The sequence below is a fragment of the Dickeya dadantii NCPPB 898 genome, from assembly GCF_000406145.1.
GTDB classification, from domain to species: Bacteria; Pseudomonadota; Gammaproteobacteria; order Enterobacterales; family Enterobacteriaceae; genus Dickeya; species Dickeya dadantii.
Genome location: NZ_CM001976.1, coordinates 2,465,182 through 2,478,993, shown reverse-complemented (window position 1 = coordinate 2,478,993; position 13,812 = coordinate 2,465,182). Strand labels below are relative to the sequence as shown.

The 13,812-nt window shown below is 60.7% G+C and carries 8 protein-coding genes; 6 read left to right on the top strand and 2 right to left on the bottom strand.

What is annotated here, in order from left to right; genetic code table 11:
- The first annotated feature begins 8 nt into the window (after positions 1-8).
- The 6 genes from DDA898_RS11350 to DDA898_RS11325 all read left to right on the top strand — a co-directional run bounded on the left by DDA898_RS11350 (position 9) and on the right by DDA898_RS11325 (position 12,427).
- Positions 9-476, top strand: a complete 468-nt coding sequence (locus DDA898_RS11350; protein WP_050570146.1) for a type III secretion system chaperone — start codon at positions 9-11, stop codon at positions 474-476.
- Between the two features lie 286 nt (positions 477-762).
- Positions 763-4,293, top strand: coding sequence for an exodeoxyribonuclease V subunit gamma (recC, locus tag DDA898_RS11345; RefSeq protein ID WP_038909821.1), 3,531 nt, complete (start codon positions 763-765; stop codon positions 4,291-4,293).
- A complete protein-coding gene (recB, locus tag DDA898_RS11340; protein ID WP_038909820.1) occupies positions 4,290-7,964 on the top strand; it encodes an exodeoxyribonuclease V subunit beta in 3,675 nt (1,224 codons plus the stop codon). Before recC ends, recB begins: the two co-directional genes overlap by 4 nt.
- Entirely contained in the window at positions 7,961-10,006 is a 2,046-nt protein-coding gene (recD, locus tag DDA898_RS11335; RefSeq protein WP_038909818.1) for an exodeoxyribonuclease V subunit alpha, read from the top strand. Before recB ends, recD begins: the two co-directional genes overlap by 4 nt.
- A 251-nt stretch (positions 10,007-10,257) precedes the next feature.
- The gene (locus tag DDA898_RS11330) at positions 10,258-11,715 is read left to right on the top strand and encodes a diguanylate cyclase (RefSeq protein ID WP_081639196.1); all 1,458 of its coding nucleotides are present in this window, start codon (positions 10,258-10,260) and stop codon (positions 11,713-11,715) included.
- Positions 11,716-11,851: 136 nt separating this feature from the next.
- Positions 11,852-12,427: a YceI family protein gene (locus tag DDA898_RS11325; RefSeq protein ID WP_038909817.1), complete on the top strand. Its 576-nt coding sequence runs from the start codon at positions 11,852-11,854 to the stop codon at positions 12,425-12,427.
- Positions 12,428-12,489: 62 nt separating this feature from the next.
- Here the strand turns inward: DDA898_RS11325 and DDA898_RS11320 are convergent, their stop codons facing one another.
- Positions 12,490-13,293, bottom strand: a complete 804-nt coding sequence (locus DDA898_RS11320) for an anti-sigma factor family protein (protein WP_038909816.1) — start codon at positions 13,291-13,293, stop codon at positions 12,490-12,492.
- Positions 13,290-13,805 carry a sigma-70 family RNA polymerase sigma factor gene (locus tag DDA898_RS11315; protein ID WP_171851947.1) on the bottom strand — a complete coding sequence of 172 codons (516 nt, stop codon included), beginning with the start codon at positions 13,803-13,805 and terminating at the stop codon, positions 13,290-13,292. The genes DDA898_RS11320 and DDA898_RS11315 overlap by 4 nt, the downstream gene beginning before the upstream one ends.
- Between the last annotated feature and the right edge of the window lie 7 nt (positions 13,806-13,812).

Sequence of the window (13,812 nt, the reverse complement as noted above, 5' to 3'; positions counted from 1 at the left end):
GCAATACGATGACATCAACGCACTTAGCCTCAACGCCTTCAGCCTCAACGCAAGCGACCTCGGCACAACAACTGGCGGCGCGGCTGCTGCAACATTTTAGCCAGTTCAACCGGCAGCGCCTGACGCTGAATAACGGCATCTGTGTACTGAACGGCGCGGACGGTCGGGAGGCGGCGGTGATTGAAGTGCCGGCGCACAGCGACAATCTGCTGCTGCACTGCCAGGTGGTGAGCCTGAAAGGCGAAGACCGGCTGGCTGTCTACCGCCTGATGCTGCTGCTCAATTTCGAGATGGCGGCGATGCGTGGTTGCTGGCTGGCGCTGGATGAGTACGACAATCTGCGCCTGTGCAGTCAGTATCCGCTCGACAAACTGGATGAAGCGGGTTTCAGCGCGCTGATGAACGGCTACATTCGGCAGGTGGAAGAAACCCGTACGTTTATCGAACGGACGCTGGCGGAGATTCAAGCCGCCTGAGCGCATTGCTGACAACATTGACGGCAAAGAGAGGAGCATACGGCAAAGAGAGAAGCGGTCATCGTCTCTCTTTGCCTTTCTTTGCGGTGCCGACAGCGCCCCATCCCTGATACAACCGTATCAGGAAAATCACACCGGTTAGGTTGCCTGAATCTCAACTGACTTCGCCGGCAACGCCCTGATATTGTTCGCGGTATCCCACCCAATCCCATTGAATGCTAAGATATTCGCTGGTCCGCCGTAATTCGGTGAGGCGTTAATGCAACCCAGTTGTCCAGAGAAAACGATGAGCGAAAACAGGTTACAACCCGGTTTGATGGCGATCCACAGCAACCATCCTGAAGCCCTGCGCGACGTACTGGTGTCGTGGATGGCGGCTAATCCGCTGGGCGGGCTGGAAAACGAGCTGATTCTGGTGCAAAGCAACGGCATCGGGCAGTGGCTGAAACTGGCGCTGGCGCGTGATGTCCGTGACGGCGGATGCGGCGTGGCGGCAGCGTTGGATGTCGAGTTACCGTCGCGTTTTTTCTGGCAGGTCTACCGCTCGGTGCTGGGTCACGATCAGGTGCCGGAAACCTCGCCGTTCGATAAATCGCTGCTGGTGTGGCGGCTGGTGCGGTTGTTGCCGGAGCTACTGGCGCAGCCTGAATTCGCCGCGCTGGCGCGATTTCTGCAACAGGATGCCGATCTACGTAAACGCTACCAGTTGGCCGAACGACTGGCCGACCTGTTTGATCAGTATCAGGTGTATCGCGCCGACTGGCTGGCTGACTGGACCGCCGGGCGTGATGTGCTGGCGACCAGCCGGCGCGGCGTGGAGCCATTGCCGGACGATCAGCGCTGGCAGCCGCTGCTGTGGCGCGCATTGCTGGCCGATACCGGCGAAGCGCTGTCCGGCACCAGCCGCGCCGCGCTGCATCGCCGCTTTCTGGATGAGGTAAAACGGCGGGGCGACGGCGACCGGCCGGCGGGATTGCCGTCCCGGGTGATGGTATTCGGGATTTCATCGCTGCCGCAGCAGGCGCTGGAACTGCTGGCGGCCATCGGCCGCTGGACCCAGGTGTTTATGTGCGTGCATAACCCGTGCGAGCACTACTGGGGCAATATTATCGCCGACAAGGATCTGCTGCGCGCCGAACGCGCCCGCCAGCAACGCAAACCCGGCATGCCGGAGGCGGTCGCGCTGGAAGAGCTGCATCAGCATGCCCACCCGCTGCTGGCGGCCTGGGGTAAACAGGGGCGGGATTACATCGGCCTGCTGGATGAATACGACCAGCGCGAGCAGTACGAATCGCTGTTGCAGCCGCTGATTTCACGCATTGACCTGTTCGACAGCAACGGCGAAAGCTGCCTGCTCAATCAACTACAGGACGACATTCGGGATTTGCGACCGCTGGCGGAAAGCCGAGCGCGCTGGCCTGCCATCGATCCGCATCAGGATCGCTCGATCCGTTTTCATGTCGCTCACAGCGCGCAGCGCGAAGTGGAAGTGCTGCACGACCAACTGCTGGCGGCGTTTGCCGCCGACCCGACGCTGCGCCCGCGCGACGTGATTGTGATGGTGCCGGACATCAACGGCTATGCGCCGCACATTCAGGCGGTGTTTGGGTTGATCGACCGGCAGAAAGACCCGCGTTATATCCCGTTTAGCGTGGCGGACCGCGGGCCGCGCCAGAACAACCTGCTGCTGGCGGCGCTGGAGCGGTTGTTGAATTTGCCGCAGTCGCGCGTGGCGGTCAGCGATGTGCTGGATTTGCTGGAAGTGCCGGCGGTGCGCCAGCGTTTTGCCATCACCGAAGAGCAGTTGCCGCTGCTGCAACGCTGGATTCGGGCCGCCAACGTGCGCTGGGGGCTGCACGCCCGCCAGCGCCAGAGCCTCGACTTGCCCGACGCGCCGGAACAAAACAGCTGGTTTTTCGGCCTGCGCCGCATGCTGCTGGGCTACGCGGTGGGTACCGGCGATGCCTGGCGGGATATCGAACCGCTGGATGAAATCGGCGGGCTGGATGCGGTACTGGCCGGTCAACTGGCGTTGCTGCTCGACCGGCTGGATTACAGCTGGCAGCAGCTGTGTCAGCCCGCGACGCCAACGCAATGGGGCGAACGGTTACGCGCGCTGCTGAGCACGTTTTTTACGGCGGATGAGGGCGAGGACGGCTTTATGCTGCTGCAACTGGATGAAGGGTTGCAGAACTGGCTGGAGGCCTGCGAATCGGTGGCGCTGGAACAGGCGTTGCCGCTGTCGGTGGTGCGGGAACACTGGCTGGGGCTGTTTGAGCAGTCGAGCCTGACCCAGCCGTTTTTTGCCGGCGCTGTTACCTTCGCCACCCTGATGCCGATGCGCGCCATCCCGTTTCGCCACGTCTGCCTGCTGGGCATGAACGATGGCGACTATCCCCGCAACCGGGTGCCGCTGGACTTCGACCTGATGGGGCAGGATTACCGCCCCGGTGACCGTTCCCGCCGCGAAGACGACCGCTATCTGTTTCTGGAGGCGCTGCTGTCGGCGCGTGAACGTTTATATATCAGTTGGGTGGGACGCAGCATTCACGACAACAGCGAGCGGCCGCCCTCGGTGCTGGTGGCACAACTGCGCGACCATTTGAGTAACGGCTGGCAGACCGCCGACGAGCAGGATGTGTTGTCGGCGCTGACGGTAGAGCACCGGTTGCAGCCATTCAGCCCGGATTATTTTACCGCCGGCAGCCCGTTGTTCAGCTATGCCCGCGAATGGCGCGCCGGGCTGTTGCCGCAGGATGACGGGCTGTTGCCGCAAGATAGATTGTTGCCGCAGAACGCGCCGGCGACGGAAACCGCGCTGGACGAGTATCGGCAGGACGGTGTGCTGACGCTGCGCCAACTGGCGGATTTTGTCCGCGACCCGGTGCGCAGCTTCTTCCGTCTGCGGCTCAATGTCTGGTTCGAGCAGGCAGACGCCACCAGCCAGGATCAGGAGCCGTTTGCTATCGACGCGCTGGAAAACTGGCGCCTGCAACACGAGCTGATTCAGGTGCAGCACGCGGCGTTACGCCAGCGTATCCCCCGCGAGCAGGCGCTGGCGGAACAGCTGGCGCGCATCGCCCGGCGCGGCGAACTGGCGCCGGGCGGCTTTACCGCGGTGCTGGAGCAGGATTTGGCGGAGCCGATGGCGGATCTGTTCACCCGTTACGAGCAGGAACGGGAAAAATGGCCTGAAGCGACGGCTGACGAAGCGCTGTCGCTGCCCGATGTCCCGCTGGAAGACTGGCTGAACGAGCTGCGCACAGACGGGCAGGGCAACCGGTGCCGGCTGGTGCTGGAAAGCGGTGGGTTGCTTCATCCCACGCGGCGCAGCTATCGCTTCGACAAGCTATTGCCGTTCTGGGTGGCGCATCTGGCCGGGCACCTTGGCGGGCAACCACTGCACAGCACGCTGGTCAGCAAAAACGGCACCGTTTACCTGCCGACGCTGGAGCCGGAGCAGGCGAAAGTATACTGGCAGGCGCTGGTGGATGCCTGGCGGGAAGGCATGCGTTACCCGCTGCCGCTGGCGGTGAAAAGCGGATTTCGCTGGCTGGAGACGGGCGGAGAACCGGATCAGCCGCCGGACGGTGAGGCGGGCAAGGCGGCACGTCAGTGTTATGAGGAACATGATCCGGCCAACCGCAAGTTTGCCGAATCGGCGTCTAACGCCTATCTGGCGCGGGCTTTCCCGAGTTTCGACCACCTGTGGGCCAACGGCGAGTTTGCCCGCTGGACGCAGCAACTGCTGGCGCCGCTGTACCTGACGATGAAAGCGGCGTCGGCGAAGAATAAAAAATCAGGAGGCCAGCCATGACGGCGCGTGCGTTACCTTCTCCGCTGGATGTGCTGCGCTTTCCGCTCGCCGGTAGCCGGCTGATCGAAGCCAGCGCCGGCACCGGCAAAACCTTCACCATCGCCATGCTGTATGTGCGGCTGGTGTTGGGGCACGGCGGCGAGCAGGCGTTCTCTCGCCCGCTCAATCCGCCGGACATTCTGGTGGTGACCTTTACCGATGCCGCCACCCGCGAGCTGCGCGACCGTATTCGCGCCCGGCTGGCGCAGGCGGCCGCTTACTTTCAGCCGGATGGCAAGGATGACGCGGTCGATCCGCTGCTGGGCGAACTGCGCGCCGACTACCCGCCGGAACAGTGGCCGGACTGCGCGCGCAAATTGCAGCTGGCCGCTGAATGGATGGACGAAGCGGCGGTGTCCACCATCCACAGCTGGTGTAATCGGATGCTGGGCGAACACGCCTTTGACAGCGGCAGCCTGTTTAACCAGACGCTGGAAACCGACCAGAGCGATTTGCTGCTGGAGGTGGTGCGCGATTACTGGCGCACGTTCTTTTTTCCGCTTGATGCCCGCGATGTGCTGGAACTGCGCGATAGCTGGCCGTCGCCGGAACACTTTTATCGCAGCGTGACGCCGCTGCTGGAGTACGCCGACGAGATTGGCATCGACGAGCTGCCCGCGCAGATTTTCAGCGCGGTCCGTGAAGAAAAAACGCGCCGTCTGAGCGCGCTGAAAGCGCCCTGGCCGCAGTGGTGCGTCGAGTTGCGCGACCTGTTGAACGACGCGGTGGCACAGAAAAAGGCGAATGGTCATAAGCTGCAGGCCCGCTATTTCGAGCCGTGGCTGGACAAACTGCACCACTGGGCCACCAGCGATGAGACGACGCTGGATATCGGCACCGGCTGGACGCGGCTGACCCCGCAAGGGTTGCGGGAGTGCTGGAAAGTGCCGGAAGAGGCGCCGCAGCATCCGGCCTTGACCGCGATGGAGACGTTGCCGCAGCAGCTGAGCGAATTACCGGAGCCGCGCAGTCAGTTACTGCGGCACGCCTGCCGTTGGGTCAGCCAGCGGTTTCGCCACGAGCAGGAGAGCCGGGCGCAAATGGGGTTTCAGGACCTGCTGACCCGGCTGGATGCCGCGCTGCGCAGCGACAACGGCGAACGGCTGGCGCAGCGTATTCGCCGTCAATTCCCGGTGGCGATGATCGACGAGTTTCAGGACACCGATCCGCTGCAATACCGCATTTTCGATACCCTTTACCGGGTGGCGGACAACGACCCGCAGCAAGGGCTGATTCTGATCGGCGACCCGAAACAGGCGATTTACGCGTTTCGCGGCGCCGATATCTATACCTATTTGCGCGCCCGCCGCGATACCGACGGGCGGCATTACACGCTGGGCACTAACTTCCGATCCACCCAGGCGATGGTCGGCGCCGTCAATCAGGTGTTCATGCAGGCGGAAAATCGTGCCGACGGCGCGGGGGCGTTTCTGTTTCGTCAGCCGGACGGCGACAATCCGGTGCCGTTTTTACCGGTGCAGGCCAACGGCCGCGACGAGGCGTGGGTGCTGGACGGCGCTGACGCCGCGGCGTTGACCTGCTGGACGCTGGCGACGGACGAACCGCTGTCGTCGGCGGAATACCGCCAGCGCATGGCTGCCGGCTGCGCCCGCGAAATGGTGCGGCTGCTGCAACTCGGCGGGCAAGGCCGGGCCGGTTTTGCCGTACCGGGGCAGCCGCTGCGCCCGGTCAAACCGGGGGATATGGCGGTGCTGGTCAATACCGGGCGCGAAGCGATGGCGGTGCGGGCGCAACTTTCCGCCCGTGGCGTGCGCAGCGTGTATCTGTCGGACCGGGAGTCGGTGTTCGACAGTCCGCAGGCCGGCGAACTGCACTGCTGGCTGGCGGCCTGCGCCGACCCAGAGAACGATCGGCTGCTGCGCGCCGCGCTGGCGACCCCAGCGCTGGGGCTGAGCTGGCAGGCGCTCGACCGCTTAAACCACGACGAGCAGGAGTGGGAACGCCGGGTGATGCAATTTGACCACTACCAGCGCTGCTGGCAACAGCAAGGCGTGTTGCCGATGCTGCGGCGGCTAATGTGGGATTTCGATGTGCCGCGCCGGCTGCTGGCCGCCGATAATACCCGCGCGCTGACCGATATGCTGCACCTGTCGGAATTGCTGCAACAGGCCAGCGTGCATCTGGACGGCGAGCACGCGCTGATCCGCTATCTGGCGGAGCAGCGCCAGGCGGATAACCCCGGCGGCGACACCCTGAAACTGCGGCTGGAAAGCGATGCCGATCTGGTGAAGGTGGTCACCGTCCACAAGTCCAAAGGGCTGGAGTATCCGCTGGTGTTTCTGCCGTTTGCCTGTGCGTTTCGCACCGTCAGCCACCGGGACGTGCCGCTGAAATTTCATGATGATGACGCGAAGCCGCGCCTTGAGTTGATTGCCAGCGACGAGGCGGTGCAGCGTGCCGACCATGAGCGGCTGGGCGAGGACCTGCGTAAATTTTATGTGGCGCTGACCCGCGCCCGCTACGCCATGTGGCTTGGCATGGCGCCGCTGAAAGAGCTGGAGAAAAGCGCGCCTGGTTACCTGCTCGGCGCCGGCGAACCGCTGGAACCGGCGCAACTGACGCAACAACTGTCGACCTGGTGCGGCGCGGACAGCCAGATTGCGCCGTTGCCGGAGACGGATGACGCTGTCTATCGCGCCGAGCTGCATACGCCGGCGTTGGGGCAGGAGCCGCCGTTGCCGGATATGCGCAGTCACCGCTGGCGTATCACCAGCTATTCCGGTTTACAACTGGCACCGGAAGGGCATTACCGCGAGTTTCGTGAACCTGCTGCGGGCGACGAGCCCGAAGTGCAGAGCGCGAAGCAGGAAACCTTTAGCGAACCGCAGGCGTCGACGGAGCGTCTGCCGCCGTTGCCGTCCGGCTTCGACATGTACAGTTTTCCACGCGGCGCGGCACCGGGCAGTTTTCTGCACGGCCTGCTGGAGTGGGCCGGGAAAGAGGGCTTCGCCTTGCTGGCGGCGGATCGGCCCCGGGTGGAGGATCAGGTGGCGCGGCGCTGTAACCGGCAAGGCTGGACGCAGTGGATACCGATGCTCACCGACTGGTTGATGACGCTGCTTAGCCAGCCACTGGCGTTGCCGACGCAACCCGGCAGCGCAGTCTCGCTGGCCGGGCTGACGCAGTATCAGGTGGAAATGGAGTTCTGGTTTGCGCTCAATCAGGTCGACACCCAGATATTGGATCAACAGGTCAGGGCCGCCACGCTGGCGGGTGAACCGCGTGCGGCGCTGATGCGTGAACAGCTTAACGGCATGCTGAAAGGGTTTATCGATTTGGTGTTTGAACATCAGGGGCGCTACTACGTGCTGGACTACAAATCCAACTGGCTGGGGGCGGACGCCGCCGACTATGACCCACCGCGTATGGCGAGCGACATGCTGGATCACCGTTACGATCTGCAACTGGCGCTGTATCTGTTCGCGCTGCACCGCTTGCTGAAATCCCGCCTGCCGGATTACGACTACGACCGTCACGTCGGCGGCGCGTTATACCTGTTCCTGCGCGGCAGTCAGGCGCCGGGCGGCGGCGTGTGCGCCGAGCGGCCGGACCGATCGCTGATTGAGGCGCTGGATCGCCTGTTTAGCGGCGAAACGGAGGCGACGGCATGAACATAACCCGTTATGACGAATTAACCCTGTTGCTGGACCAGTGGGTTGAGTGCGGCTGGTTGCGGGAGCTGGATCGGGCGTTGGTGCGCTTTCTGCATCAGGAGTGCCCGGAGGCGTCGCCCTTGTTGCTGCTGGGCGCGGCGCTGGTCAGCTATCAGCTTGGGCGCGGGCATGTGTGCCTCGATCTGGACGCCACGCTTGCCGACAGCGGGTTTTCATTGGCGCTGCCGCCGGAAGGCGATCGCAGTGAAAATCGTAAGATTGCGCGCCCGGCGGAGGTTCTGGCGGGCGTTACCCTGTCGTCCTGGCAGGCGGCGTTGCAACAGCCGCAACTGGTATCGTCGGGGGAAGGCAGCACGCCGCTGGTGCTGGTCGGCGCGCGTCTGTATCTGCGCCGTTACTGGCGATACGAGCAGGATGTGCGCCACGCCATTACGCAGCAACTGACACAAAACGACGCGCTGCGGGCGGCGATAACGCCAGCGGCGCTGCGCCAGCGGTTGGATGCGCTGTTTCCTGCCACCGCGGCCGGCTCCGCCAACTGGCAGAAACTGGCCTGCGCGCTGGCGGCGGGCAGTGCCTTCAGCATCATCACCGGCGGGCCGGGCACCGGGAAAACCACCACCGTGGTGAAACTGCTGGCGCTGTTGCAGTCGCTGGCGATGGAACAGCACGGCAAGCCGTTGCGGATTCGGCTGGCGGCGCCCACCGGCAAGGCGGCGGCCCGTCTGAACGAGTCGATTGCCGGGGCCATTGCCGGCCTGACGCTGGATGGGCTGGCGCAGGGAGAGGTTATTCGGGAGCATATCAATAGCGAGGTGGTGACCCTGCACCGGTTGCTGGGCAGCCGGCCGGATACCCGGCATTTCCGTCATCACGCCGATAATCCGTTGATGCTGGATGTGCTGGTGGTGGATGAAGCGTCGATGGTGGATCTGGAGATGATGGCGGCGCTGCTGGCGGCGATGCCGGCCCGGTCCCGCCTGATTCTGCTGGGCGATAAAGATCAACTGGCGTCGGTGGAAGCCGGCGCATTGATGGGCGAACTGTGCCAGCGCGCCGCACAAGGGCATTACCTGCCGCAGACCCGCGACTGGTTACGCGAGGTGGCGGGGGACGCGCCGGACGATTCGCTGCTCGACCCGCAAGGCAGCGCGCTGGATCAATCCATCGCCATGCTGCGTCACAGCTACCGCTTTGGCGCTGACAGCGGCATCGGCCAACTGGCGGAGGCGGTGAACGCCGGCGATGCGGCGGCGTTGGCGTCTGTCTGGCGGCAGGGGTATGCCGACCTGGCGCGCCTGACGTTGACGGCGAATGATAACCGCGCGCTGCGTGAATGGGTTATTGACGGCGCCGCCGATCGGTTCGGCGCTCAGCCCGCTGCGGCGGCGCCGGTGGGCTACGGCAACTACCTGAGACGGATGGCCTCGACTCGGCCGGCGCTGACGGCGCCGCAAAGCGAGTTCGACATCTGGGCGGCGCAGATTCTGGATGCCTTCGGCCAGTTCCAACTGTTGTGCGCGTTGCGCAACGGGCCGTGGGGCGTCGACAGTATGAATGGGCGCATCGCCCAACTGCTGTATCGGGACGGCTTGCTGGCGGCCTGGCAAGGCTGGTATCCGGGGCGGCCGGTGATGGTGACCCGCAACGATTATAGCCAGCGGCTGATGAACGGCGATATCGGCATCACCCTACAGGTGCCGCTGCTCCAGCCGGACGGTTCATGGGGGTGGGCGACCAGGGTGGCGTTTCCGGCCGGCGATGGCTCATCGGGTATCCGCTGGGTGCTGCCGGGGCGACTGCCCGCGGTGGAAACGGTGTTCGCCATGACGGTGCACAAATCCCAGGGGTCGGAATTCGCCCACACCGCCTTGCTGCTGCCGGATTCTTTAAGCCCGATCCTGACCCGCGAACTGGTGTACACCGGTATTACCCGCGCCAAACACGCGTTCAGCCTCGGCTGCGTGGGGAAGCACAGCACGGTGCTGGCGGAGGCGGTCGACCGGCGGGTGTTGCGGGTAAGCGGACTGGTGGAATAAACGGCGGTTATTATTAAGGCGGCATTATTGATTATGCGATGGTGCCGCCTTTCCGTAGCGATTAGTGCCGTATTATGGCGTTTTTTTAACGAATCATTACCAAAATAAGTAATTTTATTAATGTATTGGCGCTGAAATACATTTGGGAATTTGAGGTAAGTTGGGTACACTCCGTGGCGTCAAAAAGGGGCCACGAGTTTGTCAGGCGACGTCGTAGGACAATATGAAAACAACTTACTGTTAATTTAATAATGCATACTGAACAAAGTGATAATAATGAATTGCTGCTCGCTGAGTGGCAAGAGCTGGTTAATTTGACGTCTTCTGACGCTCATGAATTATTACGCGATTTATGTGAAGAAGAATTGCGTCAGCTGGTCAGCGTGTTTTACGACTATATGCTTCAGGATAAAAAGGCCAGTCTGTATCTCAATACCCAACAAGTCGCCAACCAACTCAACGAAAGTATGTATCACTGGCTACGTTCGGTATTGGGCAGCGCCACCGAGTCGTTATCGGCATTGCTGGAACGGCAGCAGCAGGTTGGCGTTATTCATGCGCGCATCGGTATTCCGACCGACCTGGTGGCCAGAGGCGCGCGTAAACTGAAAAATGAACTGTTCAGGTTATTGGACAGGAAACGCAACCTGGATGCCGCGCTGATTAATCAGGCGGTCTGTTTTAGCAGTCTGGTTATCGATACCGCGATTGAGGCGATGACCACCGCGTATTCTCCCGGTTACAAAAGCGCGATGCGCGATCAGGAACGCTATCGTATTTTGTCGATTTATGACGATGTGAATGTTGAACGAGAGCGGCAACTTGGCGCATTAATGAATTGGGAAAATCAGTTCATTTATAACGTGGCGACTGGGCTACCGTCTGAAGAGATTGTCCTGCTGGAAAAATCGGAATTTGGTCTGTGGTTTTTTCATAAAGGACGGCATTTGTTCAATGGTCCGGATTTATTGAAAAAGCTGGAGGCATTGATCCGGCAGGTGGATAATCGGGTGAGGGAGACATTTCCCCACCACGTCGAAAATACGGCGATACGCACTCAATTATTACGCGACGTCCGCCAGTTAGTTGGGCAGGTTAATTCAATACTCTGTTCCATGTTTGATGAACTGATTAAATTCGAAAACGGTAAGGATCCGCTGACTAATCTGCTCAATCGCCGCTTTATTCCGACCATTATGCGGCGGGAAATCGCGCTGGCTATCAGCTCGGGAAAGCCGTTTATTCTGGCGATGATTGATATCGATCATTTCAAAAAGATCAATGACAATTACGGGCATGAAACCGGTAATCTGACACTTAAGACAATCGCGACGAAAATATACGAAAGTGTGCGAAGCAGCGATTATGTCTTTCGCTATGGCGGCGAAGAATTCATGGTGCTGCTGGTCGAAACCCAGACGTCGCAAGCCGCCATGATCTTTGATTCGATTCGTCAATTGATCGCCGGGTTATATATTCCGGCAACGGCGGAAAAGGGCATCTCGGTAACCATCAGCGTTGGTATTGCCGAGTTCGATAACCACCCGGATTATCAGCAACTGATCAAAAAGGCCGATAACGCGTTATATCAGGCCAAGGCCAACGGCCGAAACCGTATCGAGATATTCGGATATTCGGTTAACTCAGAACACTCCCGGTATTTGCGCCGTTTGTCCGACCGGGAAATTCATCTGGCGTTTACTGTGTGAAAAATCAGCGCATGATTCATTTTTACGGTGAATGTCCGGGCCTTGATGCGGCCGTTTTTTGTCTGTCCCCAGGGGGAATGAATAAAGTAGCACCTTGAAGCGTTTACGCGTTGTCTGCTTTGAGGAGCTTCCCGTTATGATGCGCATCATTCCCGCAGTGGCCGTTGGGCTGCTGATAAGTTCAACGCTACACGCCACTCCCCTCAACTACACTATTTCAACGAATAAGACCGCCATTGCGTTGTCATGGCGCGCATTTGGCGATACCTCACAGGCGCATCTGGATGGCGTAACGGGGGACGTCACACTGGATTCCGCGAAGGAAACCGATGATCGCATTGAAGTGAAAATCCCCGTTGCTACGCTTGAAGCGTCCAACTCCCTGCTGACCTACCAGTTGAAAAGCGGTATGTTTTTTGACGCAAAACACTATCCCTGGATTGTTTTCACCAGCAATAGGGTTGTGGCGCAAGGGCATGGCCACTTTCGGGTGTTTGGTTCGCTGTCGGTAAAAAACATTCAGCGACCCGTCGTTCTGGAAACCACGCTGGAGGAATATACGGGCGCATCGCCGACCGGGGGGACGTTGTTTCTTCATGCGACAACCGCTATTTCACGTTCGGCCTTTGATATGGATCGGTTTATGGCGCTGGTGGATGACCGGGTCGCGATTAACATTGATATTCAGGCGCAGGTCCGGCGCGCATTATGAAACCCCTTCCTCCACGCGCTGGCTAGCGGGGCGTGGAGGGAAGGGCATCGTTGGGCCACAGGTTAGGTCAGTGAGGTCTGCAACCTGAGCGCGCTATCGCTAAGCTGCGAGACGGGATTGCGGCCGATCAATACGAACTGATAGCCCCCGGCATACCACCAGGCCAGATGCATTCCATGTCGCTGTTCATGGTTGATCGAGGTTGCGCTTTGTTGACGATCAGGGGAAATGCACAACGCCATCGGCCCGTAATCGGCATGCATCCAGGCAATCTGTGCGATTGAGGTGCTGTCGTAGCGCAGCATACGTACCATTTTCAGCTCCGCGCCTTGAATAGTAAGCTGCTGTTCGCTCAGATGTAGCCCAATGTCCTGCGCGGTACGCGCCAGTCCGCGAGCCAGCACGGGCGATGCGCTGTCCATATCGAGCAGCGTTTCCGCGCTGTATAGCGACATGTAGCGGGCCTCAAGATCGCGAATTTTCTCGCTCTCGCTACGCACCGCCGAGGCCGGGCGCGCCAGATACCCCAGCCCTGAACCCATCACCAGAAAACTGAGCGAGGCGGCAATCAGCGAACGGCGGCTAACCCCGGTGCGCGGTGAGGTTTCTCCCGCCGAGGGCGTCGTTGTTAGCAGTTGCTCAAGCCGATGCTGCATGCGGGCCTGGGGCGCGTCATCGAGCAACGGCTCGAAGGCTTCTTTAAACGCCAGATCGCTTTTCTGCAGCGTAGCGATGCGCACGGCAAGTTGATCGTCGCTTCTGAGCTCTTGTTCGAACCGCTGTGCATCGGTGTCATTCATCTCACCGTCAAGCCAGGCAACGATGGCTTCGTCGCTGTAAGGGGGAATAAAACTCGTTGATCTCATGAACGTTTTTCCTTCTCGGACACCGGGGCGTCAACCGATTGGGCCAGAATGGTCCGTGCCGCCGCCAGCCGGCTCATAATCGTGCCGATCGGTACCGATAACGTGTCTGCCGCCTCCTGATAGGTAAACCCTTCGACATAAACTAAAAATATGGCGTTGCGTTGCGCTTCAGGCAGCGCGTTTACCCGTTGCATGATTTTCTGGTAATGCCGGCGATCGTCATTCAGCGCGTGGGTATCCGGCGCCAACAATTCATCGCTTTCGACAAATCCTTGCCCCATACGCACGCGGCGGGCGCGCAGGTCGGAAATCCAAATAGAGTGAAGAATGGAAAATAGCCATCTGTCGATACGGGTACCCGGCGTAAATTGCGCGCTCTTTTCGAGCGCGCGAACGCAGGTGGACTGAACTAATTCTTCAGCAGCGTCGTGACTGCGCGACAGCACCAGACCATAGCGCCACAGGCGTGTCAGATGCGCGGCAAGCTGCTGGCGAACTTCACTGGTAGTGATTTTTTTG